At 34.0% G+C, this 25850-nt stretch carries 19 protein-coding genes and 1 tRNA gene; 9 read left to right on the forward strand and 11 right to left on the reverse strand.

The genetic code is table 11. The annotated features are described in order from the left end of the window. Positions 1–57 precede the first annotated feature (57 nt). Entirely contained in the window at positions 58–3072 is a 3015-nt protein-coding gene (locus ABID42_RS09550; RefSeq protein WP_367283469.1) for a SusC/RagA family TonB-linked outer membrane protein, read from the reverse strand. Positions 3073–3285: 213 nt separating this feature from the next. Between ABID42_RS09550 and ABID42_RS09555 the strand changes: the two genes are divergently transcribed. Both ABID42_RS09555 and aroB read left to right on the forward strand, forming a co-directional pair. Continuing rightward, positions 3286–4053, forward strand: coding sequence for a DeoR/GlpR family DNA-binding transcription regulator (locus ABID42_RS09555; protein WP_323255697.1), 768 nt, complete (start codon positions 3286–3288; stop codon positions 4051–4053). Positions 4054–4154: 101 nt separating this feature from the next. Further along, positions 4155–5180 (forward strand): 3-dehydroquinate synthase, encoded by a 1026-nt coding sequence (gene aroB / locus ABID42_RS09560; RefSeq protein ID WP_367283470.1) that lies wholly within the window; start codon positions 4155–4157, stop codon positions 5178–5180. 55 nt (positions 5181–5235) lie between these two features. Here aroB and ABID42_RS09565 read toward each other — a convergent pair whose 3' ends face one another. The 9 genes from ABID42_RS09565 to ABID42_RS09605 form a co-directional block, all read right to left on the reverse strand. Next, positions 5236–5829: an OmpH/Skp family outer membrane protein gene (locus tag ABID42_RS09565; RefSeq protein ID WP_323255693.1), complete on the reverse strand. Its 594-nt coding sequence runs from the start codon at positions 5827–5829 to the stop codon at positions 5236–5238. Between the two features lie 26 nt (positions 5830–5855). Beyond that, positions 5856–6497 (reverse strand): OmpH/Skp family outer membrane protein, encoded by a 642-nt coding sequence (locus ABID42_RS09570; protein WP_367283471.1) that lies wholly within the window; start codon positions 6495–6497, stop codon positions 5856–5858. Positions 6498–6639: 142 nt separating this feature from the next. Then, positions 6640–9258 carry an outer membrane protein assembly factor BamA gene (gene bamA, locus ABID42_RS09575; RefSeq protein WP_367283472.1) on the reverse strand — a complete coding sequence of 873 codons (2619 nt, stop codon included), beginning with the start codon at positions 9256–9258 and terminating at the stop codon, positions 6640–6642. Between the two features lie 46 nt (positions 9259–9304). Beyond that, complete coding sequence (gene uppS / locus ABID42_RS09580) at positions 9305–10081, reverse strand: undecaprenyl pyrophosphate synthase (protein ID WP_323255687.1); 777 nt, start codon at positions 10079–10081, stop codon at positions 9305–9307. Positions 10082–10390: 309 nt separating this feature from the next. After that, on the reverse strand, positions 10391–11059 hold the full coding sequence (gene porG, locus ABID42_RS09585) for a type IX secretion system protein PorG (protein ID WP_367283473.1): 669 nt from the start codon (positions 11057–11059) through the stop codon (positions 10391–10393). Between the two features lie 60 nt (positions 11060–11119). After that, positions 11120–12163 (reverse strand): DUF6089 family protein, encoded by a 1044-nt coding sequence (locus tag ABID42_RS09590; protein ID WP_367283474.1) that lies wholly within the window; start codon positions 12161–12163, stop codon positions 11120–11122. Positions 12164–12333: 170 nt separating this feature from the next. Then, a complete protein-coding gene (locus ABID42_RS09595; protein WP_323255681.1) occupies positions 12334–13224 on the reverse strand; it encodes an NAD kinase in 891 nt (296 codons plus the stop codon). Positions 13225–13457: 233 nt separating this feature from the next. Further along, positions 13458–14123 (reverse strand): CBS domain-containing protein, encoded by a 666-nt coding sequence (locus ABID42_RS09600; protein WP_367283475.1) that lies wholly within the window; start codon positions 14121–14123, stop codon positions 13458–13460. A 72-nt stretch (positions 14124–14195) separates the two neighbouring features. Beyond that, positions 14196–14975, reverse strand: a complete 780-nt coding sequence (locus ABID42_RS09605; protein ID WP_367283476.1) for an alpha/beta fold hydrolase — start codon at positions 14973–14975, stop codon at positions 14196–14198. Between the two features lie 604 nt (positions 14976–15579). Between ABID42_RS09605 and ABID42_RS09610 the strand changes: the two genes are divergently transcribed. Continuing rightward, on the forward strand, positions 15580–16797 hold the full coding sequence (locus tag ABID42_RS09610; protein WP_367283477.1) for an NAD(P)/FAD-dependent oxidoreductase: 1218 nt from the start codon (positions 15580–15582) through the stop codon (positions 16795–16797). 24 nt (positions 16798–16821) lie between these two features. Here ABID42_RS09610 and ABID42_RS09615 read toward each other — a convergent pair whose 3' ends face one another. Then, positions 16822–17763, reverse strand: coding sequence for an NAD(P)/FAD-dependent oxidoreductase (locus ABID42_RS09615; RefSeq protein WP_367283478.1), 942 nt, complete (start codon positions 17761–17763; stop codon positions 16822–16824). 235 nt (positions 17764–17998) lie between these two features. Between ABID42_RS09615 and ABID42_RS09620 the strand changes: the two genes are divergently transcribed. From ABID42_RS09620 to nadE, 6 genes are all read left to right on the forward strand, one after another. After that, positions 17999–19318 carry a vanadium-dependent haloperoxidase gene (locus ABID42_RS09620; protein WP_367283479.1) on the forward strand — a complete coding sequence of 440 codons (1320 nt, stop codon included), beginning with the start codon at positions 17999–18001 and terminating at the stop codon, positions 19316–19318. A gap of 92 nt (positions 19319–19410) precedes the next feature. Beyond that, positions 19411–20760 (forward strand): methyltransferase RsmF C-terminal domain-like protein, encoded by a 1350-nt coding sequence (locus tag ABID42_RS09625; RefSeq protein ID WP_367283480.1) that lies wholly within the window; start codon positions 19411–19413, stop codon positions 20758–20760. Positions 20761–21079: 319 nt separating this feature from the next. After that, positions 21080–23071 carry a DUF349 domain-containing protein gene (locus ABID42_RS09630; RefSeq protein ID WP_367283481.1) on the forward strand — a complete coding sequence of 664 codons (1992 nt, stop codon included), beginning with the start codon at positions 21080–21082 and terminating at the stop codon, positions 23069–23071. 206 nt (positions 23072–23277) lie between these two features. Next, a tRNA-Thr gene (locus ABID42_RS09635) sits at positions 23278–23350 on the forward strand. Positions 23351–23466: 116 nt separating this feature from the next. After that, a complete protein-coding gene (locus tag ABID42_RS09640) occupies positions 23467–23802 on the forward strand; it encodes a hypothetical protein (RefSeq protein ID WP_367283482.1) in 336 nt (111 codons plus the stop codon). A 24-nt stretch (positions 23803–23826) separates the two neighbouring features. Beyond that, positions 23827–25839, forward strand: coding sequence for an NAD(+) synthase (gene nadE, locus ABID42_RS09645; RefSeq protein ID WP_367283483.1), 2013 nt, complete (start codon positions 23827–23829; stop codon positions 25837–25839). Positions 25840–25850 lie beyond the last annotated feature (11 nt).

Raw genomic sequence — 25850 nt, forward strand, 5'->3', positions numbered from 1 at the left:
ATTAAAAAATGAATAATCTATTTATGAATATTAAACATCTTTAAAATCACTGGATTGTTAGAAATTAGCCGTTAAGCCAATTGAGTATTGATGTGGAATTGGTACCTCCACAAAGTCGAAACCACGAACAGCATTAGATTGTCCAGCAGAATTTACTTCTGGATCATAACCACTGTAATTATCGAACGACAATAAATTACGTCCTGCCAATAAAATACGAATGTTTTTCAAACCCAATGCTTTTGGAGTAGCCATGTAAGAAATAGATAATTCTCGTACTTTTACAAATGAACCTTTCTCTATATAATTTTCGAAAATACTAAACAAAGCCGCACTTGTTCCTTTTGGTACTTCTCCTTTTAATTCTGCTTCGTAACCAGCCAAACCTCCGTACAAATCACGTTCACCTACTCTACGTGTAAAGTTGAAAACATCAAAACCCTGCATTGCATCTAATTGTAAACGGAAAGTAAATTTCTTATACTCTACTTCATTGATGAATGAATACACCGCAGTTGGGTTCGGATTACCAATTACTTTACTCAAAATCGCTCCACTAGGTTGTCCTGTTGCATCTCTACCAACTGTGTATTGTCCATTTGCTAACTGAGTACCTCTTTCACGTTGGGGAAAACCAGTTGGGGTCAACAATAAAGAACCGTCTGGATTACGAGCAAAGAATGTTGAATAGAAAGCTCCCAGAGAGTAACCATTTACTGCAGCAACTTGACTGAAACCTCCGGCAAATGGTAATACTCCGTTCCCTTCTACCCCATCGATAACATTTTTATTTTGGGTGTAAGTGATAGTCGAAGTCCATTTTACATCTTTGTTTTGTACTGGAATTGCTCTAACCATTACTTCAAAACCTTTGTTAGTCATCGTTCCAATGTTTACAAAACGGTTGTTGTAACCTGTAGTTGGCGCCAATGTACGGTTCAAAATCAAGTCTTTTACTTCTTTGTTATAGTAAGTAAATTCAACACCGATACGATCTTTCAATAAACTGAAATCTGTACCGATTTCAAGTTCTGTTTGTCTTTCAGGTTTTACTGTAAAGTTTCCTAAAGTCAATGGTGCTAAATATCCATTCAAACCCGCCGTTGTTACTGGTGAATAATTCGTAAAACGGTCGTAAGCACCGATAGCCGTTAAGTTACCAGCTTGTCCCCAAGCCGCTCTTACTTTAAAGTTCGGTAAAACATCAGCGAAAGTATTTTTCCAGAATTCCTCATTAGAAAGTACATAAGATGCACTTGCTTTAGGATAAAACTGCCAACGATTATCTAAACCATACACTGAAGCAGCATCCCAACGACCAGCACCCGTCAAGTACAATTTATTAGCAATACCAAAAGTTTGTTGCACAAAAATACCTGCAAAAGCTCTTTCCGAGCGACTTTCACCCGATACTATCAAAGCACCATTATTAACAGTTTCTCCGAAAACACCCAATTGTTGTGCATTGATAGAAGTAGTTTGAGAACGGTCGTATTGAATCGTTCCACCAACTCCCGTTGTTGATTCAATTAAATCTCCGATTTTTGTTTGATAACGAATGTTCAAATCGTTGTTTACTTGTAAAACATTCGCATCTGCACGACGAGATAAACCTGCATCATAACTTGGCGTTGTATTCACTGGAGGAATATATGCAGTTCCTAATTGAGAATAAGTATCTAAACCAAAAGTATAATCAATTCCTAACCCATCAATTGGTGTAAGGTTTAATTGAACATCACCTGTAAAGCGTGAAGTACTTTGTTTGAATTTGAAGCGGTCGATTGCCTCTAAAGGATTTGTTCTACGCAATACTGCCGTTGGAGCTGTTGAAGGATAAGCACCAGTAGTTTCGTTTTTAGCAGGATTCACGAAATTATTCGAGAAAATAAATCCTGTTAAAGCTCCATAAGCTTCATTGATACCACCATTCGGAATTTCATTTGAGCTACTATAAGTATAATTTCCACCTACAGTAATACTTGCCCATTTATTCAAATGTTGACCGATTCTCATTCTTACGTTTGAACGACCAAAATCTGAACTTTTAATAATTCCTTGATTTTGGAACATCGAACCTGAAAAGAAGTAATTAGAATTTTGATTTCCACCCGAAACCGATAAATATTGTTCATTACCAACTGCCTGACGGAAAATATCTTTTTGATAATCGTAACGAGTTACGTCCATCTGCGTTTTGTCAGTAATTGTAGTATTGACAAATGCTTTCCCATAAGTATTATAAGGTAAAGTTTTGCGCACTTCGCTCACTCTGAAAGTTGATGAAAAACTAACATTTGCCTTTCCATCTTTTCCTTTTTTCGTAAAAATCTGCACAACACCATTACTTGCTCTTGAGCCATAAATAGCGGCAGCCGCTGCTCCTTTAATTACTTCAATTCTCTCAATATCATTTGGGTTTAAATCTACCAAACGGTTTTGTGCATAACCACCCAAGTCTAATAATTCACGAGAATCATTATTGACAATTACACCATCTACAATATAAAGTGGGTCTGAAGAACCAACAATCGTACTTGGACCACGTAAACGAACGCTGATACCACCCGCAGGGTTTCCAGAATTTTGTGTAATTTGTGCCCCAGCAATTTTACCAGATAAAGCTTGGTCGATTGAAGTAGCTGCTGAATACTGTAAATCTGATGCTTTTAATGAAGTAACTGCATTTCCTAATTGCTTTTTGCTCGTTGCTACAGAAGTACCCGTTACGATTACTTCGTCTAAACCAAGCGCATCAGTTGGTAATTGTACTGACAAAACAATTGGACTCTCTTTGCCAATCATTACTTTTTTAATCACTGAACGAAAACCTACAGAACGAAATTCAAAATCATAATTGCCAGCTTTTACATTGACATTTAAAGTAAATTCACCATTGACATTCGTAGCTGTACCAAGTTGAGTACCTTTTAAGATGACAGAAACACCGATGAGTGGCTCATTACTCTCATCCAAAACTTTACCCTTTACGACAGTGGATTGTGCCAAAGCGTTCAGAGAGAACAACATGACAAACAGTCCAAGCAAAGTAGATAGGAAATGTTTTTTCATTTGGATTTTTGGGGGTTGAGTGAAGGTTTAAATGCCTTTTTCTGCATCTTTCATTCGCCACAAAAACAAAAAACAGGCGAATTCATGCAAAAATCAGAATCATATTTAAACAAAAATAATGAATTTATTCAAAAATGTTTATTTTTATTGTAAAATTTCACCCTAAATCTACTTTTTTAACAAACATTCAATCAAAAACCCGCAAAAAAACGCATGAGTATTATTGAAAGTAAAATCTTGCTCAAGAAAGAAAGACAATTGGAGATTATTCATCAGATTAATCTTCATAATAAAATACTTTCTTCGGATCTCAGTCTGATTCTGAATGTTTCAGAAGATACTATCCGCCGTGATTTGAACGAATTAGCACTGGAAAATAAAATCGTAAAAGTACATGGTGGTGCACTCTCGAAATCATACAATGTTTCAGCTACACAAGCTGATACTTATGCTTATGATGAAAAAAAGGTAATTGCCACAAAAATGATTAAACTAATTAAAGATGGCATGACGATTCTGACCAGTGGCGGAACAACGATGCGTGCCATTGCAAATCAGCTTCCTAATAATTTACATGTTACTTTTTTTACGGTAAGTCCGTTAATTTCCTTAGAATTAGCCGAACACCCGAATGTTGAAGTGATATTTTTAGGCGGAAAAATTTCTAATATTTCTAAAATCAGCGTTGGTGGCGAGGTAGTGAGTAAAATCAATGACATCAAAGCCGATTTATGTGTATTAGGAATTAATGGTTTCGACCAAGAAGGTATCAGCGATTCTGATTATGAAGTGGTACAAGTAAAAAAAGCGATGATTAAATCGTCCAGACAAGTGGTAGCAACCACGATTTCTGAAAAATTAAACTCAGATTTACGTTTAAGAGTATGTACTTTAAATGAAATTGATTACTTAATTACAGAGCTTTCACCAGAAAATGATTTATTAAAACCCTACAAAGGTTTGGTGAAATACATTTTATAAAACCAAAAAGGTAAGCCTTGATGGAAAATAATTGATTAATTTTGTAGCCCATTCAAAGCTATGGATGAAAAGGAAGTCCAAAACGTTAATCAAATTCAAAAATGTCTGTCATTATTTCCAATATTTCTGAAAGTCTCCCAGCATTTCTGGCTGAAAACCAATACACCAAAATTCATGTAATTGTTGATGAAAAAACGCATCGTCATTGCTATCCAATCGTTAAATCTTTATTGCCAAAGCACCAAGTAACAAAAATTAAATCTGGCGAAGCCAATAAAAATTTAAGTACTTGCGAAGCCATTTGGACAGGTTTAACAAATCAATCTTTAGATAGACATAGTTTGGTGATTAATATTGGTGGTGGAGTAATTGGCGATATGGGCGGATTTTGTGCAGCTACTTACAAGCGTGGAATTGATTTTATTCAGATTCCAACCACTTTACTTTCACAAGTAGATGCCAGTGTTGGCGGTAAATTAGGCATTGATTTTAATGGATTGAAAAACCATATTGGTGTTTTTAAAATTCCGAATACGGTACTTATCGACCCAGCTTTTTTACAAACTTTACCCGTAAGTGAATTACGTTCTGGCTTCGGAGAAATTATCAAGCATTGTTTAATCAGAGATGCCGTGAAATGGGAAGAGATTCGTAAAATTGATTTTGAAGAGCAAAACTTTGCGGATTTAATTGCTCATTCTGTGGCAATTAAGCAAGAAGTTGTAGCAGCAGACCCAACAGAAAAAGGTTTAAGAAAAATATTAAACTTCGGGCATACATTAGGTCATGCCATTGAAACATTCTATTTAGGCAAACCAAAATTACACTTACTTCATGGTGAAGCCATAGCAGCTGGAATGATTTGCGAAGCTTACATTTCTTTTAAAAGAGGAATGATTGACCAAAAATCATTAGAAGTAATTGAAGAATTTATCTTTGCAGTCTATGGAAAAGCGACGATTAAAGAAACTGAAATTGAAGAAATTATCGCATTGACAGCACAAGATAAAAAGAACAAAGGCAAAGAAATTAGATTTTCTTTATTAGAAGGAATTGGGAAATGTACTTATGATATTTCGGTTTCTGCCAGCGAAATGAAAGAATCCTTACTTTATTATATTGGTTAAAAAAGAATAGGCTGTCTCAATGAGACAGCCTATTCTTTTTTAAGATAAACTTTAATTATTTTTTAGGAGCTCCTCCTGCTGGAGTTGTAGCCGCTGGTGTTGCTGGTGCTGGAGTAAATGGTTTTGGAGTAACACCCATTCTTTTTAACACTAAGTCAGAGATGTTTGCATCGTCTGGAGCATGTAAAACGATTGGAGTAGTTCCTTGTCCTGCATCGTAGTTAAATACGAAAGCAAAACCATTTTCTTTTGCTACACCGTGCATGTTGTCTTCAATTTTCTTCAACAATGGTTGTAACAATTGAGCTTGTTTCTTTTGTAAAGAAGTAGATGAATTCTGACGGAATTCTTCGATACTGCTTTGCATTCCTTGCAATTCTTTCTCTCTATCCGCTTTAATTACATCTGCCATTGTAGCAGCATTTTTCTCATAATCAGCTAATTTCGTTTGGAAATCTTTCACTTTTTGCTGATACATGTTGTCATATTGCGTTTTAGTAGTCGTCAATTCAGTTTCTACTTGTTTTGCTTCTGGCATTTGAGCTAAAATGTAATCTAAGCTGATGTAACCGATTTTTTGTTGTGCATTTACATTAGCTGTTGCTAAAGCAAAAATTGCAAATAAAGCAATTAAAAATTTGTTTTTCATTTTGTCTGTTATTCTGATTTGGTTAATTACTCTTTTTTGAAGTTGCTTACCGCTCCTTTTCTATTTGATTTACTTTTTGTTGTATTACTATTTTCTTTGTTCTCTTCTGTTTGTTTGGCTTCTTCTTCTTGTTTTTCCTTGATTTGCTCAGGCGAAATTCCAAGTTCTTCCATTACGTAATCTGTATAATCATGGGTTGGATTGGTATATAACATAGCTAAACCTTCCGAAGATTTATCAAAGAGAATGTCTAGTTTTTTAAGTTTAGCCACTTTTTCAACCGCTTTTGCTACTTCGTCTAAAACGGGTTTCATAATGTCTTGTTTTTTCTTAAACAACTCACCTTCAAAACCAAATATTTTGTTTTGTAACTCTTTCGCTTCTTTCTCTTTTTCAGCAATTACTTTTAATCGCTGTACTTTCATTTCCTCTGTCAGAAGTACCTCTTCATATCTATAAGCTTTTTCTAATTTAGAAAGCTCTTCGTTTTTAGCAGCAACTTCTTTTATCCATTTACTTGTTAATTTCTCAATTTCTTCCTGAGCATTTCTGTATTCAGGTAATTTAGAAGTAACATATTCGGTATCTATATAACCAAACTTTTGGGCTTTTATACTAGCACAAAAACACAGGAATGGCAAAATTAGTAAAAATATCCGCTTTTTCATGGCTAAGGTGGTTAATTTAGTGAATGTATTTGATTAACGCCTTGAACAATATCTTATTGCCATTCTATGTCGATTAACAAAAGATTAACAATACTGAAAAACCAAGCCAATTATCAAATCGGCTTGGTTTTTCAATTCTTTATTAGCGTATTTGCTGACCAATCGAGAAAGTAAAAGCTTGCTGACCAAAACCATTACTTGAAGTTTGTCCAGGTACTTTATCAAAAGCAAAACCATAATCAATACCAATCATACCGAAGGCTGGCATAAAAATTCTAGCCCCAAAACCTGCTGATTTATATAATTTGAATGGATTGTATTCTGAATAATTAGCAAAGTTGTTTCCGCCTTCTGCAAAACCTAATAAGAAAATCGTTGCTGATGGATTTAAAGAAACTGGATAACGAACTTCCATTACAAACTTGTTGTAGGCAACCCCACCACTTGGTAAGCTACCTTGCGAACCAAACACTCTGTCTTTATAACCACGAAGAGCGATGATGTCACGGCTGATGACATTATAACCTGTTTGCATACCAGAACCACCAAGGTCAAAACGTTCAAAACGAGTAATGTCTTTATTTGAATTATATGAACCAAGGAAACCCATGTGTGTTCTCATGTGGAAGACCAATTTGCTTGTAATTGGTGTAAACCATGAGGCATCAAACATCCATTTGTGGTACTCAATTAAATTTTTATTATCGCCTCCAAATAAAGAATACGGAGGAGTTAACGAAGCCGTCAATGAGAAACTAGAACCTGAACGTGGGAACGTTGGGTTGTCAATACTGTTTCTTGAAAAATTCGTTACAAAAGAAACCGCTACCGAATTACCTTCTGGATAACCATAATATGGTAAGTTCTTCACATCAATTAATTGTAACGATAGTGAATTACTTAATGAGAAATAATCATCTGGTACTTTCAAACGCTTTCCTAAACTGAATGCTAAAGTAGTACTGTTAAAGTGAGCATCATTCTGAGCAGCTGTAGCACTATCAGACGTTGAAGTATTTAAACCTAAACCTGTACCATAGCCATATCCGTAACCACTTCCATATAAGCTACTTCCGTAACCATAACCTGAACCGTAACCACTCAACTGATTGTACTGTTGAATTTTGTATGGATATGAAATACTTCTACTCAATGAAATAGAGAACGAATTTGGTTTTTTACCTCCTAACCAAGGCTCTGTAAATGATAAAGAGTAGTTTTGGAAAGAAGTACCATTCGCTTGAAAACGAACAGATAGTTTTTGTCCATCTCCAGAAGGCAATGGTTTCCAAGCGCTTAAGTTACCGATATTTCTTGCAGAGAAGTTATTAAAAGTTACACCTAAAGTTCCTACGAAACCGATATAACCACCCCAACCACCTGAAAGCTCAATTTGATCAGAAGGTTTTTCTTCTACGTTATATTCAATATCAACCGTTCCATCTGCTTTTGGAATTGGGTTTGGTGTAATTTTTTCTGGGTTAAAATAACCGATAGTTGATAATTCACGAACGGTACGAATGATAGCAGATTTACTAAATTTTTGTCCCGGTAAAGTTCTAATTTCACGCATTACTACGTGGTCAGAAGTTTTAGTATTACCGTTTACAATTACCTTATTAATAGTCGCTTGTTTACCTTCAGTAATTCTGAAAGTTAAATCCATTGAGTCTCCAGCAACTGCTGTTTCAATAGGCTCACATTGATAAAACAAATAACCATTATCCATATAAGCCGAACTAACATCTTCGCCTGGCTTACCGTTCAAACGCTTTTCTAAATCTTCAACGTTATAAACATCTCCTTTTTTAACGCCTAATAATTCAGTCAAGACAGAATCTGGATAAATGTAGTTTCCTTCCCAATATACATTTCTATAATGATACTGTTTCCCTTCATCTAGTTTCAAGATAATTTTAACAGTTCTATCAGAATCTTTAAAAACTGAATCAGAAATCAATTGTGCATCTCTGTATCCTTTTTTATTGTAGAATTCTATCAATTTCTGTTTATCTTCTTCAAACTTTTTAGGAACGTATTTTGAAGAAGTAAAGATTTTATAAAATGCTTTCTGTTTCGTTCCTTTTAATTTACGACGAAGTACGCTTTCTTTTATCTCTGTTCTACCTACAAATTCAATTTTAGAAATTTTTACTTTATCTCCTTTTTTAATGGCTACTTTCATCGTTGCATTATTACCACGAAGTGAATCGGTTTTTTCAGCAATTTTGATACTAACATTCAAATAGCCTTTATCTTGATAGAATTTTCTAATGGCTAACTCTACGTTTTTCTTAACCGTTTCAGTAACGATTTTTCCTTTGTAGGTTTTGATTTTATCACTTAATGTTTCCTGCTCTCCTTTTTTAATACCTGTATATTCTAATTTATACAATCTAGGACGCTCTTTAATAACGATATTCAACCAAATTTTATCTCCTTCGATTTTAGTAGCTTCTACTTGTACTTCTTCCAAAATCCCTTGACCCATCAATTTTTTAATAGCTGAAGTAGCAGCATCTCCCGGAACTTTGATTCTATCTCCGACTCTTAACCCAGAAAGAGAAATCATTGAATTGCCATCGTAGAATTTAGAGCCAGTAGTAGTAATTTCAGCAATTTCATATTCTTTAGGTTCAGCGTAATTCATTTCAATTGCTTTTTCAGCAATTGGCGAACGTGCTCCCATTGCTCCACGCAATTGGGCTTGTGAAAGAAAAGAAATGAATAAGCATGAAAGTAATAATGTATATTTTTTCATTTTGCGAATAGTTCTCATTTCAGATGAGAAAGAAAACATTTGTATTTTAAGCATTTACTGGGTTTTTAATTTGCTCTGAGGTTTTCCCAAATCTACGTTCACGTTCTTGATAATCAAGGATTGCTTCAAAAAGGTGTTCACGTCTGAAGTCTGGCCAGAACAATTCTTCAAAAATATACAATTCAGAATAAGCTAATTGCCAAAGCAAGAAATTACTAATACGGTGGTCGCCTCCTGTACGAATCATCAAATCAGGATTTGGAATTCCTTTGGTATCTAATGATTGTTCGAAAAGTTGCTCATTAATATCCTCAACAGCTAACTCTCCATTTTTTACTTGTTCGGCTAGTTTTTTGGCAGTTTTAACAATGTCCCACTTTCCACTATAACTTAGTGCCAAAATAACAGTGATACCAGTATTATCTTTGGTTTCTTCAATGGCATTTCTAAGCACTCTTTGTGAACTTTCAGGTAATGTGTCGATAGCACCTATGGTATCTAGTCGTACATTATTTTTCTTCATATCTTCAAGTTCATCTTTGAGTGCACTGATTAAAAGCATCATCAAAGCATCAACTTCAGCCTTTGGACGATTCCAGTTTTCAGTTGAAAAAGCATAAAGTGTTAAATATTTCACACCTAAATCTGCACTACCTTCAATGGCTTCTTTTACTGCTTTTAAAGCATTTCTATGTCCGAAAATTCTGTCAACGAAGCCTTGCTGTTTTGCCCAACGTCCGTTTCCGTCCATGATAACGGCAATATGTTTTGGTAGATTGTTAGGGTCTAATTGTTCTTTCACCGATTTAACACTTTTTAACACATAAAACTTATAATAATAGGCTTCCAAATACGCAATAAGCAGGTTTGAAGCCCTTTATTCCTAGTATGATGGGTAACTCTTGTAGCTTTTGAAACTTGGATAATAAGTCAAAAAATAGACTAGGAGTACTTTTGGGGAATAATATGACAAATTTAACGAATTCCCTATCCTATTCAAAATCAAGGAAGCCCTTATTGCTGGCAAGTATGATATTAAAAGGGCATAAAAATGGTATTAAACATAAATAATGTAAAGCTTTTCAGCTTTTACTCATTACGTTCAATACTTCAAAACATGAAAATTTCTTATTTAAGGACAATATACTTTGATAAATTTGTAGGTTAAAGACAGTGAAGTATAATAATACATATCACCACGACTGTAGTCATTTTGTTGGTTTTTAGGTAAAGCTGGATTGTCGCCACCTAAATTATCTAAATAGTCTGTAAAGGTTTTTCTAGCACCAAATTCAAGGTTAATATCCCAAGGTCCAGCCAGATTATATTTCACGCCAATTCCAAAAGGAATTACTACTTGTAAAGTTTTATAATTTGTTACAGGTGTATCTCTAGGTGAAAACTTCATTAAACCTAATCCTCCAAAAACATAAGGACTCCAATCTTTATGATAACGATTGTACTTGTAGTCGAAAAAATTATATTCAGTAATTAGGTTTAATTCATTAATAGATGTTTTGAAAGTCTGTCCTCTTAATTGATTAAAAGAATCATTTACTTTGCTATCATCTCCATAAATTGAGCCTAAAACAATGCTCGATCTGAAACTAACGATTTTGTTAGGATTATATCTAAAAAGCAAATTTCCACCCAAACGTGCGAAAGCTGGGTGAAAATCGGGAGAAATATCTCCTTTATAATTCATTACTCCTAAACCACCTCCTATTTCTATTTTTTGTGCGAAAGTATTTATACTTAATAAGCTAAATACTAAAAGGAGAAACTTTTTTGATAATGTCATAATTAATAAAAAAGTCAGGCGAAAAACACCTGACCGTTCATGAATGTTATTCCAGACTGATTAACGAGTAACTGGACATTTAATTTTATTAGGAATATGATAAATCAACTTCACGGTTGTTAACATGTAAGCATCATTATATTTTGGATTTCCACGTAAATCAGCTTTGTCTGAAAAACCTGGAATTGCAGTCAAACTAAAAGGGTTGATAGGTGCGGATGCACTATAAATGCCTATATCTGTCAAATAATTTATTACTCCTTGTGTACGGTCATTTCCAGAACGAGCAGCAATTTGTTCTAATGATCTATTTCCCATTGAAGCTGCCAGCGGACTTTGCGCTGCTAAATCAGCAGGATCAGCAAAATTACCACTTACATCATCCAAATAATCCGTCAAAGTATAACGGTAGCTCATTTCTACGCCTAAATCCCAATGCTTGTTCAGTTTATACTTTACGCCAACACCTAGTGGAAAAGAAACGCTAATTAATGAATAAGGATTATTGGCATAGCCCGGAAGACCTTGTCCTTCTGTATTTAAAGGTTGTAAGCGAACCCAATCATTTCCGTATAAAGAAGCATCTGGTTTAGCCATTGGGTCGTGAGCAAAAACGGCAACACCTCCAAAAATATAAGGAATAATATTAGCTCTACGCAAATAACTACGACTTGTACGTACTAAATCATATTGTCCAACAATTGAAAGTTCTTTAATATCATTTCTAAAATGCAAGTTTCTGATAAAATTACCTTCATAACCTTTTACTCCTTCAAGATAATTATCATCACCAGAAATTCTAGCATAAGTAAGACCAAAACGAAGCGCAAAAGTTGGTGAAAACTGACGAGTAAAATTGAAGTTAACATTCCAACGCATTCCATTTACTGTAGATTGTAAAAATCTGTTGTAAGGAGAAATATCACCATAATAGCTTGAAGTACCAACGCCTAAACTAACTGTTGAATTTGGTTCAAACAATCTATTTTTACGTGGTTTATCTTTGCCTCCGAAAAGATTTGAAAATCTAAATTGTGCCTCAGAATCTTGTGTATTCAAAGCACAAATTATCAGTATCAGAAGTATTGAAGAATATTTTTTCATATTTGTCTGGTAATGGATGGAATCTATGTGGTTATTCTTTTTCAATTGAATCAACAAACAATTTGTTAACGTAAAACCATTAAGTTTGTTATGAGTATTTATTAAATTTTACAACGAAAATAATATATTCAAATGGATTCTTCTTGCTTAATTTTAATTAAAATGATTTATTAATTCCTTGCATCAAATCCCCAATTAAGTTTACTTCTTAAAGTATTCAAGAAATTACTATCACTCAGTTTAATAATATTTGCTTTAAAAGCTTCTCTTTTCATTCTGATTTTCACATTGCTATCAATCACTTTTGAACGAGCATCCAAAGAAATCAAACAACTGTTACTTCTACTTTCTACTTCAAAATCCAGAATTACATCTGTTGAAACCACCAAAGGACGTACATTTAAGTTGTGAGGACTCATGGGCGAAATCACAAAAATATCTGAACTTGGCATTACCAAAGGACCACCAACACTAAGATTGTAGCCAGTTGAACCTGTTGCAGTAGCAATAATCAGCCCATCCGCCCAATAAGTATTCAAAAACTCACCGTTCAAATATGCTTTTAACATAATCATCGAAGAAGTATCCGTTTTCATGATACCTAATTCATTCAATCCAAAATTTATCCCATTAAAAACATCTATTGGTTCATTATTTAAGCGGGTTTCCACACTTACCAACGTTCGTGGGTCTAAGGTGTAGCGTTCTGCAAAAATTTCTTCTAAACTTTCATTAATCTTGTCGGGTGAAACTGTCGCTAAAAAGCCTAATCGACCAGTATTTATGCCAAGTATTGGTGTTTCTCGCTTGGTTACATGCGTAACAGTATCTAGCAAAGTGCCATCTCCGCCCAAACTCAATACAATATTTGCATCAAATAAATCTTCTTGAGATGTATAAAATTGCGTTGCATGATGGCTGACTCCAATCTCAGTCAAAAATTGTTGATAGATTTCGGAAATTTGGATTTCAACTCCTTTCTGAGCCAAAAAATCAAACATTAGTTGAACAAAAGGTTTGATTTCATCCTTAAAATTTCGCCCGTTAATGGCTATTTTCATCTTGTATGATCTGTGTTGATTGGAAGCTTATTTTCTAAATTTAAGAAAAAAGCCTGATTTTCTATCTGAAAAACAAAAGAAGAAAGAAGAATGTAAATTCCCAAACTTTTGGGAATTGAATATTGGATTTATTGATAGTTTTCGAACAAATTGCGTTTTTTACTCTTTTTAAAAGTTTTTCGCAATCACTTTAAAAACAAAAAAGCTCTTGAGGTTTTCTCAAGAGCTTAATATTATAAATTCAAATATTTCATCAGCATATCGTATCGTTCTTTATCGGGTGAAGTAATTTCTTCAAAATTATAAGCTCCGACAATATCATATTCAAAACGTTCGAGTGTTGCAATTACTCTTGAAATATCTTGTTGATTTAATTTCAAGGTTAAAATATCTTTTGAGTCTTCCAGTCCAGAACCACTTGTATAATATGAACTGATAATTTTAACATTATTAGATTCTATTAAACGACTAATTTCTGAAAGTGAATAACTTCTGTTTTCAACTGCAATTTCTAATACAGCTCCAATTTCTTGTGAGCCTAAGTTTTTAGAAAACTGATTTAGCAATTCTTGAACACTGATTGTGCCTACAAACATTTGTTCTTCATCAAGTACAACCACTGCTTGTAAATCGTACTGCTGAACAATTTTCAGAATCTCAAAAAGATGTTGATTTACATTGACAAAAGCGTCTTCAAATTCAGGTTGTAATGCCAAAAGTGGTAAATCTTCATCGGCATCAAGCAGAATATCATGGCTAATCAAACCTTGATATTCTTGTTCATGAATCAATGGCAATTGTCCTATTCTATATTCTTCCATCCAGTTTAACGCCTCCCCTACAGTATCTGTAGATTTTAGCACTGGTAACATTGGATTAATGAAGTCTTTAGCGTGCATATTGTGTCGATGAAATTTATATAATTAAAGCTAATATAGTTAATTATAGATAAATTCCAAATTTTAAGTTGATTATACCAACTCAACTACACGAATAGGAGTTTTTTCGAGCCAGCCATCCAAAATTTCGTTAAATCTTTCTGGACACTCCATCATCGGTGCATGACTACACTTATCGATAAAATGTAATTCAGAATTTTCAATTAAACGATTGAATTCATGACCTACTTGTGGCGGCGTTATGGTGTCGTTCAATCCCCAAACCAATAGTGTTGGTACTTTGATTTTAACAACATCTTTCGCCATATTGTTCCGCTGTGCAGACTTTGCTATCGAGATAATTCTAATTACTTTAGAAGCACTGTTGGTAATTTCAAATACTTCGTCAATCAATTCTTTTGTAGCCGTTTCAGGACGATAGAAAGTATATTCTACTCTTTCTTTAATGTATTGATAATTTCCACGTTTTGGATACGAACCGCCCATTCCATCTTCAAAAAGCCCCGAACTCCCTGTCAACACTAATCTTTTTACTTTTGAAGGATTTCTCAATGTGTAAATTAATGAAACGTGTCCACCCAAAGAATTTCCTAAAAGTGTTAATTCATCAAAGCCTTTCCAATTCACAAAACCTTCAATGAATTCAGTCAATCCTTCACATCCAGCTTTTGCAATTGGCATTTCATAAATTGGCATCATCGGAATAATTACTCGATATTTACCTTTGAAGCCCTCAATTACTCCTTCCCAGTTACTCAATGCACCGAAAAGCCCGTGAAGTAAAAAAAGAATTTCGCCTTCTCCTTCGTCGATGTACTTGTAACCATTTTCTTCGTGAATTTGATAGTTCATATCTTATAATATTAAAAATTTGATGATGATTTCACTTTTCAGCCCAATCAAAATACTTGTATATGGATAAATCAACCCTTTAAGCAATCTAAATAAAATACAATTTTCCTCGAAATTTTAATAATCTATTAAATAGTTTATCGGTTTAATTCAATTTTATATAGATTTTAAATGTGATGCAAAATAATAAAAAATCTCTGAAAAGTATATTATTTGTATGTTATTAGTTTTAACAAATTAGATTAAGATAAATTCATTTTAAAGCAAAAAAATACATAAACCACTAAATACCAATACATTATATATTAAAACAGAAAATCATTTTTCTGTAATTCTTTAGATGAATGTAAATATAAAAAACTGATTACTCTTAATTTGTCAGGCAAATGACTCATTTTTCAATATTAGAATATTTATATTTTCCTTCATTTTGTCATAATGGTTTTATATAATTTTCAAGAAAGTCAAAACTCTTTACGAAATAGCTAGTTATTTTTAATAAATAAAGAAAAACAGTCAAAATAATATAAATCCTATAAACATACTAGATTTTATATAAAATTGAGGCTGAAATATAATCTATCATTATTAAATCAATACAGAAATGATTATCATCATCGGAGCTGGCATAGCTGGATTGACATGTGCCAAATACTTAAAAGACAGAGGAATTGACTCTTTGGTTTTAGAAGCTAGTGATACAGTTGGCGGAAGAGTAAAAACAGACAAACAAGATGGATTTCTACTTGATAGAGGTTTTCAGATTTTATTGACTGCTTATCCAGAAGCACAAAAATTGTTAAACTATGAAAAATTAAATCTCCAACCTTTCACATCTGGCGCTTTGATTCGTGACAATGAACAACATAAATTCACGAAAATGCTTAATCCGATACAAGAACCATCGGCTTTGTTTGCAGCGCTTTTTTCAAATGTTGGGACATTTGCCGACAAGCTCAGAATCCTTCGTTTGATTATCGAAACCCAAAATATGCAAGAAGATATTCTTGAAAATAAGTATCAGTCAACCTTGCAATATCTACAAAACTTTGGATTTTCTGATAAAATGATTTTGCAGTTCTTCAAACCTTTCTTCGGTGGTGTATTTCTTGAAGATGAGTTAAATACTTCTGCCAATTTTTTCAAATTTATTTTTGAAAAATTCTATGAAGGTGATGCTGTAATTCCAGCCAATGGGATGCAAGAAATTCCTTTACAGATTGCTAATCATTTGCCCAAAAACGCCATACTTTTCAATACTAAAGTTGTAAAAATTGAAGAAAATAGGGTTTATTTAGAAAATGGAGAAAAATTGTATGGCGAAAAAATTGTCTTAGCAACAGATGGTTTAACTTCTGAAAAGCTTTTAGGGAAAACTCAAAATCTGTCATTCAACAAAACTACTTGTACTTATTTTTCAGCAAATAAATCACCCCTTACAGAAAAACTTTTAGTACTCAATCCAGATAGAAAAGCTAAAATCCATAATCTGTGCGTACCGAGTGATATTGCTTCTAATTATGCCCCAGCTGGTAAATTTTTAATTGCTGTTTCTACTCAAGGAGATGTGAAAGAAGATGAGAAAACATTGACCGAAAGTATTAAAAAGGAATTAATTACTTGGTTTGGCAAAGAAGCATCCACTTGGCAACATTTAAAAACCTATCATATTCCACAAGCTTTACCAAGTTTTAACCAGAAAAATAAGGAAACATTTCCATTGCAAATCAGTGATATACTCTATCAATGTGGCGATTATACTGCTTATCCATCTTTGAATGCAGCGATGTTGACTGGCAGAAAAATTGCTGAAAGCTTATAAATTTACTTCACTTAAAACGGTGGATTATTCAGCCGTTTTAAGTGAAGTTTCTAGTATAAATTTAGCCACATTTAAACCTGATAAAAATGCACCTTCAACATTTCCAATACCAAAACCATCGCCTGCCATAAAAATAGCTTTATTATCAAATTGATAAAAAGTTGCGGGATAACGACTTGATGCTAAACTGTAACGCCAGCGGTGTACTTGAAACGTTTCAACGGATGATTTTGGAATAAATTCTTCCACCGATTCAAGCATTTTTTGAGCAATTACGTTTAAATCTCCTTCTAAATTTTCAGTACTAAAATTAGCCGAAGCATGAAGTGTCGCACAAGGTTTTGTTGAGATGCCTTTTTGAAAATTATCTGCAATCCAAGCTACTGGTTGATTTTCCAGTATTATTCCTCCATTTTGGATTTCTGTCACTTTATTTAAAACAGCCATTACAGCTATACAAGGCTCATATTTAACCAAATTTAAAGCAGACTCATCTTTAGCAGAAATAAGTATTGATGATTTCTTTAATAATTCCTGAATTTGTGGAACGGGCTGAGTAAGAATTAATTGGTCGAAAATATATTCCCTTCCACTTTCTAAGAGAAGCTTATTATCAACAATTTCACTTACTTTTTCATTGAGAATCATGTTGATATTTTCCGCCATTTTCTTTGGAATCATTTTCATGCCTTTATTTCCAAAATAGCGAACATTTGTCCGTTGTGCCAATTGCCATTTTGAGACTATACTTTCTGCTAACAATTCATTTATAAAATACTGAAAATCTTTCGATTGTACAGAAAAATATTGTGCTCCATGATCTGCTTGGCAGTCACCAATTTTTCGAGTAGCCATTCTCCCGCCTACCCCTCTGCCTTTATCAATAACAGTTACTTCATGATATTTTGCTAAAATTTTAGCGGCTGAAAGTCCAGCTATGCCTGCGCCAACAATAAGTATTTTCAAAGTTCTATGATTTGATTCTATTAGTCAACTTCAAAAAAAGCTTTATGTTTTAAAATTTACAGAATAAACAATTGATGACTAAAGAAGTAATTAAAAGCATTTTCAATTTGCTCATTTTCAGAATTATTATCAGAATAATTAAAAAAAAGATAAAAATCATCCTTAAAATTAACAATTTCCATTTTTTAGGAAAAAAAGTTTTGTAATTTTGATTTACCATTTTAAAACCCAAACAATGAACAAAAACATTCTACTGATATTATCGTGTATTACTTTATTATTCAGTTGTAAAAAAGATGACGGTAGTTGGAAACAAGCCGCTGAAAATCCTGAGTTCCTAAGAAAAACACAGTTACAAGTTACTGAATCAATTATTCATGACATTTTTCCTCCTCCAGTTTCAAGTCGTATATATAGTTATGCCTCTTTAGCTGCTTATGAAGCACTTGTTCCAGCGAACAAAGGGCTGAAATCAATGGTTGGACAATTCAATGGTTTTGAAAAAGTTTATAAACCAGATTCAAGTAAACAATATTGCTATCCATTGGCGGCTACCAGAGCATTTCTAACTATTGGCAAAAACCTTACTTTTGCCCAAGATGTTTATGTGAATTTTGAAAAAAAGCTTTGGGAAGAATATAAAGCAACAGGAATTCCCGAAGAGGTTTTTGATAATTCGATTGCCTTTGGTGACTCTGTAGCGGCTTCTATCATGAATTATTCTAAAAAGGATAATTATAAACAAACACGTGGATTCCGTTTTACGGTGACTAATAAAGTAGGAACTTGGGTGCCTACTCCTCCTGCTTATATGGATGCCGTTGAGCCAAATTGGCAAAAGATTCGCTCTTTCACATTAGACTCTTCTGCTCAATTTCCTCCGCCACCACCTTCAAAATTTGATTTAACAAAAGGAAGTGAGTATTACAATGAAGTAATGGATTGCTATAATACCGTTAAAAACTTGACGGATGAACAAAGAGCTATCTGTAATTTCTGGGATTGTAACCCTTTCAAGATGAACATTACTGGTCATGCTATGTTTGCTACTAAAAAAGTATCTCCAGGCGGACATTGGATGGGAATTGTTTCGCAAGTAAGCAGAAATACCAATGCTGATATTTATAAAACAGCACAGGCTTACTTAATGACGTCAATTGCTGTTTTTGACGGATTCATTTCTTGCTGGACAGAAAAATATCGTTCGGTTCGTATTCGTCCTGAAAGTGTTATCAACGCTAATATTGATAAAGATTGGCAACCTGTTTTGCAAACTCCTCCTTTCCCAGAATATACTTCTGGACACTCGGTAATTTCTGGAGCAGCGTCAGTGGCATTATCATCAATTTTAGGCGATAACGTTGCTTTTGCGGACTCAACTGAAATTCCTTATGGCTTACCAGTTCGTAAATTTACTTCTTTCACACAAGCCGCTGAAGAAGCTTCTATTAGCCGTTTATATGGAGGAATTCATTTCCGCCCAGCTTTAGAAAATGGTTTAGTACAAGGCCGAAAAGTAGGAAACTGGATTGTTGGAAAAATAAAAACGAAGTAATCAGATGCGTTTTCAAACGTTTTAAATATTGAAAAATTTAAGCAAAAAGCCAAACTAGTCGTCAGTTTGGCTTTTTTGTGTAATTTCACTTTATGAAAGTCCCCCAAACATTAATTAATTCATTGCAAAACATTCAAGGTTTTAATGAAAGTACCTTTATTAAAGCGCATGAAAATGACGCATCTCCTACTTCTATTCGCATAAATCCGTTTAAAAATTCAGATTTTTTTAATGATGAAGCTCCCGTAATTTGGTCTGATTACGGAAAATATTTAGCCTCTCGTAGCGACTTTTCGCAAAATCCACTTTTTCATGCTGGTACTTTTTTTGTTCAAGAGGCAAGTTCGATGTACTTAGAACAAGTTTTGAAAAACACAGTCGATTTATCTCAAGATTTAAAAGTGCTTGATTTATGTGCTGCACCGGGTGGAACAAGCACATTAATTGCCAGTTTACTAACGCCTGATTCTTTATTAATTAGTAATGATGTTATTCAAACTAGAAGTAATAATTTGAGTGATAATCTGACAAAATGGGGTACAATGAACACGATTGTGACTAATAATGACCCAAAAGATTTCATGCGTCTTTTTGGTTTTTTTGACGTATTAGTGATTGATGCACCAAGTTCGAATTCAGGTCTATTGAGAAAAGATCCCAATATTTTGAAAGAATGGTCGGATGCAAATGTTTTAGCTTGGTCATTAAAACAAAAGAAAATGATTAGCGATGCTTGGTCTAGCTTAAAACAAGGTGGAATACTAATTTATTCAACATCGTCCTATTCTAAAGAAGAAAATGAAGATATTGTAGATTGGATAGAAACTACTTTTAATGCAGAACATTTAACCGCAAAAAATACTGACATACTTGGAGGAGAAGTAATTTCGGAAGGCTCATTTAGACTTTTCCCTGACCATGTAAAAGGAGAAGGCTTTTTTATTACAGCCTTCAAAAAAAAATCGTCAGAAAAAGAAGTATTCATTCGCTCTGGTAAACCCATCAAAAATAACAATCGTAGAACTGAACGAGAAATTTTCAGAAATTGGATAAAAGACGTTGATGACCATACTTGGTTTGAAAAAAATGGAGATTATTTTTTAATCAAGCCTACACACGAACATGCCATTAATTTAATCCAGTTTAATTTTAATCTTAAAAAAGTAGGCACAAAAATCGGAAAACTATCTAATAAAGATTTAATTCCTGACCATGAGCTTGCTATGAGCATATTTTTATCCGAAAAAACAAACAAAGTTGAACTCAGCGCAGAAGAAGCAAATAAGTATTTAAGAAGAGAAGATTTTGTTTTGGAAGAAGAGATAAAAGGCTGGTCTTTAATGACTTTCAAAGGCTTTGGATTAGGTTGGGTGAAAATACTTCCTAATAGAATCAATAATTATTATCCAAAAGAACTGAGGATTTCGAGTAAAGAAGCTTAATCTTCCTAAAAAAGCGACAAGGATTCTGTGAAAAGATGATTATTGAGCTTTGTTTGTAAGTATTTTACTTATTTTTGTAGCAAATTCTTTGTGAAGTAATTAAACAAAAAAATTACCTAAAAAACTCATCAAGAGAATTTGATATTTTCTTTTAATGATTGAGTCTTTAATTCATTATTTTAGTAATAAATTCAAACCAACAATCATTAACTGTCTGTCAGCAGGTTGAAAAACCTGATTGTTAAATGTTTATCTCAAATGTAACAGCCGACTCTAATCTTATTAAATACTGATTTGTAGAGCGCTGTCAAAAGAACGCATGATTAACGAAGAAGCAAAAGAAATTAAAGAAGAAATCGAAGCACAAGCTATCGAAGTAACAGAATCCGCAGCTAACACACAAGCGGAAGAAGTATCTATTCTTGAGGTTGCAGCAACCCCTGAACCCATTGAAACAATCTCTGAAGTAACACCTGAGCCTATTCTTGTATCAGCGGTACTTGAAACAATTGAAGAGACAGAAACAATTGAAACCCAAGCAATTGATTATTCTAGCTTTCAAAAAGCAGATTTTGTGAAAACTTTAGAGAAAGTATTAGCAGAAGTAAAGGAAAATCCTTCAGTAGGTATTTTCAGAAAATCTGAAGATACTTTGAAAGAAATTAGACCATTATTTGAGCAAATTAAAAGTGCAGAAAAAGCAGAAGCACTTGCTAAATTTAAAGAAGCCAACGAAGGTTCTGAAGATGGATTCGAATTTAAGCTAGACACTGCAAGTGAACAATTTGATACGCTTTTTAAAGCTATTAAAGAAGAACGTTCAAAGTATTTTGCCAACATTGAAAAAGAAAAAGATAAGAATTTCAGTCAAAAAACTGTACTTATCAATCGTCTTCGCACGTTGGTTGAAGGTGAAGACAGCAGTGACCCAGCACATATCAAATCTGGTTTCAATGAATTCAAGAAGATTCAAGAAGAATGGAAAACTGCTGGAAATGTAAATTCTCCACACAATAACACGCTTTGGCAAACATTCCACGCTTTAGTTGATAGATTTTACAGTAATCGTAGTATTTATTTTGAGTTATTAGAACTTGACCGCAAGCGTAATCTTCAACATAAAATTGAGTTGTGTAGCAAAATCGAAAAAATAGCAGAAACGTCGAAAACAGAAAACGTTACTGGTAAAATGTTAGATGAAGCTGTAGCGACTTTTGAAGAGTACAAGCACGTTGGTCCAGCACCAAAAGAAGAAAACGAACTTATCTGGCAAAGAGTAAAAGATGCTTTGGATATTATTTATGGCAAGCGTCGTGAACAATTAGAAGCCTCAAAAGCAGAAGCAGAACAAGTATTCGCTTTGAAAACATCAATTGCTGAGCTTATTCAACCTTTTGCAAGCTTCAATTCCGCTTCAATTACCGAGTGGAACGACCGCACCAAAGCACTTTTGGCTTTACAAGACCAATGGAATAATATCAAAGGTTTTATGCCTAAAGAAAAAGGCAAAGAATTGAGCGATAAGTTCTGGTCGGATATTAAAACGTTTTTCAGAAACAAAACAGAGTTTTTCCGTTTACTAGAAATCAAAAGAGAAGAAAATCTAAAAGCTAAAAATGCAATTATTGAAGAAGTAGAAGCATTATTAGCCAATGAAGATGAATCTCAAGAAGCTACCAATACTGTAATTCGTTTACAAAAAGAGTTCCGTGAGATTGGTCATGTTCCTGAAAAAGAAAAAGATGTCATTTACAGTAAATTCAAAAACGTTTGTGATACTTTTTTCAATGCAAAAAGAGCTAAAAACCAAACTTTGGAAAAAGAGTTTGAAGCTAATTTAGTGAACAAAATTGCACTTTGTGAGCAAATAGAAAAAGAAGCTTCTGAAGGTGCTGAAACAGCAAGACTAGCTGAATTCAAAGCACAATGGTCGGCAATAGGTTTTGTTCCTAAAAAGGAAATGCAAAATATCGGAAAACGTTATATCAATGCCATCAACAAATATGTGAGTGCAATGGCAAAACTTTCTGGTAGAGAACGTGAGCAATTGAGTTTACAGAATGAAGTTGAAATGGTTAGAGCGCACGGAGAATCGCCAAAAGATTTAATCCGTAAAGAAAATGACATTCGTCGTAAAATGCAGACAATTGAAAATGACATTGCAGTTTACAGAAATAACTTAGAATTTTTCGCAAAATCTAAAAATGCGGATAAGCTTCGCCAAGATGTTGAAGCAAAAATTCAAAAAGCGGCAAAAGATTTAGCAGATTTGAAACATCAAATTAAAATAATCAGAGAAGCTGAAAGATGAAAAATCACCAAAACAGGGCTAATTTAATCATTAGCCCTGTTTTTTTTGAAAAAAATTTCACTGCTTAATCTTTTGAAATTCAGAAACTTGCAAAAAAGTTTAAGAAAATGTTAAAAATTTCTTTCCAAAACGTTTGCACAGTAATACAAAACCTACTAATTTTGCATCACGATAAACGAAGAACATCTCGCTAATCGTTGAGAAAAGCCTTCTTAGCTCAGCTGGTAGAGCAACTGACTTGTAATCAGTAGGTCATTGGTTCGATCCCGATAGAAGGCTCAAAAATTACAAAAAACCTTCATACATGGCGTATGAAGGTTTTTTTGCTTTAAGATTCGGGTACTCTTTTTTTTCATACCCAAATCTCTCCTCCCCTTTTTTCATTATGGTTCAAAATGATGTATTTTTGTCAGGCAAACTCAACGCTGATGAAATATAATCCTTTTTACTATATTTTTCTTTTCTTACTTTCCTGTTTTACTTTATCGGGATGTCTTTGGGCGAAGCGTTGCCCTGAGAAAAACTGTAGGGTTTCTGTAGAACATAAACACGAAGGCGGAACTTTTAGACCAAGAGCTGCCTTTTCATGGACAACTACCAAAAAACATTTGCCGTGGAATCCTGTAAAAGGAAATAAGAAATTCAATGGTAAAAAAGATAAAAAATCAGGAAAAACTAAATTCAAATATACGCTTCCGGGCGAAAGAGTGAATTTCGATAAAAAGAACTAGCCTTAGCTATTCAAATACAATAATATGAATCTAATTAAAGTGGCCGTTGGAGTAGTTAACCAAACACCTCTGGCATGGGAAAGTAATAAAAACAATATCATTGCTTGTATTGAAGAGGCGAAAAAACAGGAAATTAGTCTTTTATGCCTCCCTGAACTATGTATTACTGGCTATGGCTGCGAAGATATGTTCTATGCACAAAGTACTTGCGACAGCGCCTTAGAAGCTTTAGAAGATATTGTTTTGCATACTTCAAGCATTGCAGTTTGTGTAGGTTTACCTATTCGTATCAATAATCATATTTATAATGCTGCTTGTTTAATTGTCAATAAGCAAATCAGAGGCTTCGCTTGTAAGAAAACTTTGGCGAACAATGGTATTCATTATGAAACTCGCTGGTTTCAACATTGGCCTGTGGGTGAGAAAACTGAATTAAGAATCGGAGAATTTACTTATCCTGTTGGCGATTTACTTTTTGAAGTAGGTGGTGTAAAAATTGGTTTTGAAATCTGTGAAGATGCTTGGGTAGCGAATCGTCCGGGAAGAGAGCTTTACTTAAAAGGTTGTGATGTTATTCTGAATCCAACGGCTTCTCATTTTGCTTTCTTTAAAACCCAAACTCGTGAACGCCTCGTTCAAGATGGTTCTCGTGCTTTTGGAGTCGCTTATATTTATGCGAATTTGCTCGGTAATGAAGCAGGAAGAGCCATCTTCGACGGAGATGCGATGATTGCTCAGGCTGGAGAAATGCTCGTTTCTGGTACACGATTTTCTTACAAAGATTATTACTTGACTTCTGCGGTGATTGATTTAGATAAAATTCGTTTAGAACAAAGTCTAAATCTATTCCAATTCAAGGCGAGTAATGCGATTCAAGTACTTTTTGATTATCCAGAGATTCCTCCTTTCAAAAATCATTATGCTTTAGAACATTGGGAAGCAAATGGCTTTCAGAAAGAAGAAGAATTTGCAAGAGCTATTGCTTTAGCATTATTCGATTATTTAAGAAAATCACGTTCAAATGGTTGGGTAATTTCACTTTCTGGTGGTGCTGATTCATCTGCCATTACTGCGCTATGTTACTTAGCCATCGAAATGGCTGTTACAGAATTGGGACTGGATGGTTTCAAACAAAAATTAAAATACATCAAGGCAATTCAACATTGTAATTCTGTCGCAGAATTATCTGCCGCTTTGATTACTAATATTTATCAAGGAACGCAAAATAGTTCATCGGATACTCGTCATTCGGCTACTTCATTAGCCAAAGATTTGAACACTACTTTTTATGATATTGACATCAATGGTTTGGTGGAAACTTATAAAGGTTTAATTCAAGGTGCTATTGGAAGAGATTTATCTTGGCAGACCGACGACCTAGCATTACAAAATATTCAAGCGAGGGTTCGTAGCCCAAGTGCTTGGTTGTTGGCAAATATCAATAATGCTTTACTTTTATCGACTTCTAACCGTTCTGAAGCATCGGTTGGTTATGCGACGATGGATGGTGATACTTCAGGTTCTATTTCACCCATTGCTGGCATCGACAAGCATTGGTTACGTCATTGGTTACGTTGGTTAGAAAACACTGGTTTGGGCGGAACTCATAAAATAAAAGGCTTGAATGCCATGAATAATTTACAGCCAACTGCTGAATTACGTCCGCTTGAAGCTAAACAGATTGATGAAGAAGATTTAATGCCTTATGATTTATTGAATGCCATTGAAACCTCCGCAATTCGTGATAAAAAATCTCCTACAGATTGTTTGAAAATCATGGAAATGGAATTTGAAGGCGTTTATACTCGTGAAAAATTAATTACTTCTATTGAAAGATTTTTTAGACTTTTTGCTAGAAATCAATGGAAACGTGAACGCTATGCACCAAGTTTCCATGTGGACGACCGCAACCTTGACCCAAGAAGTTGGTTGAGATTCCCTATTCTTTCTGGTGGTTTTAACAAAGAAATTGAAGAGATGTTGGAGTACGCCAATAACACTGTGAAAGGAAAACGAAGAGGTAAAATTGGCTTTTAATATTATAAATT

It is taken from the genome of Arcicella rosea (genome assembly GCF_040543805.1).
GTDB classification, from domain to species: Bacteria; Bacteroidota; Bacteroidia; order Cytophagales; family Spirosomataceae; genus Arcicella; species Arcicella rosea.

Bases quoted from the DNA above. Each gene is read 5' to 3' on its own strand.
- ABID42_RS09550 (WP_367283469.1), bottom strand. From the start codon at position 3,072: ATGAAAAAACATTTCCTATCTACTTTGCTTGGACTGTTTGTCATGTTG.
- ABID42_RS09555 (WP_323255697.1), top strand. From the start codon at position 3,286: ATGAGTATTATTGAAAGTAAAATCTTGCTCAAGAAAGAAAGACAATTG.
- aroB (WP_367283470.1), top strand. From the start codon at position 4,155: ATGTCTGTCATTATTTCCAATATTTCTGAAAGTCTCCCAGCATTTCTG.
- ABID42_RS09565 (WP_323255693.1), bottom strand. From the start codon at position 5,829: ATGAAAAACAAATTTTTAATTGCTTTATTTGCAATTTTTGCTTTAGCA.
- ABID42_RS09570 (WP_367283471.1), bottom strand. From the start codon at position 6,497: ATGAAAAAGCGGATATTTTTACTAATTTTGCCATTCCTGTGTTTTTGT.
- bamA (WP_367283472.1), bottom strand. From the start codon at position 9,258: ATGAAAAAATATACATTATTACTTTCATGCTTATTCATTTCTTTTCTT.
- porG (WP_367283473.1), bottom strand. From the start codon at position 11,059: ATGACATTATCAAAAAAGTTTCTCCTTTTAGTATTTAGCTTATTAAGT.
- ABID42_RS09590 (WP_367283474.1), bottom strand. From the start codon at position 12,163: ATGAAAAAATATTCTTCAATACTTCTGATACTGATAATTTGTGCTTTG.
- ABID42_RS09595 (WP_323255681.1), bottom strand. From the start codon at position 13,224: ATGAAAATAGCCATTAACGGGCGAAATTTTAAGGATGAAATCAAACCT.
- ABID42_RS09600 (WP_367283475.1), bottom strand. From the start codon at position 14,123: ATGCACGCTAAAGACTTCATTAATCCAATGTTACCAGTGCTAAAATCT.
- ABID42_RS09605 (WP_367283476.1), bottom strand. From the start codon at position 14,975: ATGAACTATCAAATTCACGAAGAAAATGGTTACAAGTACATCGACGAA.
- ABID42_RS09610 (WP_367283477.1), top strand. From the start codon at position 15,580: ATGATTATCATCATCGGAGCTGGCATAGCTGGATTGACATGTGCCAAA.
- ABID42_RS09620 (WP_367283479.1), top strand. From the start codon at position 17,999: ATGAACAAAAACATTCTACTGATATTATCGTGTATTACTTTATTATTC.
- ABID42_RS09625 (WP_367283480.1), top strand. From the start codon at position 19,411: ATGAAAGTCCCCCAAACATTAATTAATTCATTGCAAAACATTCAAGGT.
- ABID42_RS09630 (WP_367283481.1), top strand. From the start codon at position 21,080: ATGATTAACGAAGAAGCAAAAGAAATTAAAGAAGAAATCGAAGCACAA.
- ABID42_RS09640 (WP_367283482.1), top strand. From the start codon at position 23,467: ATGATGTATTTTTGTCAGGCAAACTCAACGCTGATGAAATATAATCCT.
- nadE (WP_367283483.1), top strand. From the start codon at position 23,827: ATGAATCTAATTAAAGTGGCCGTTGGAGTAGTTAACCAAACACCTCTG.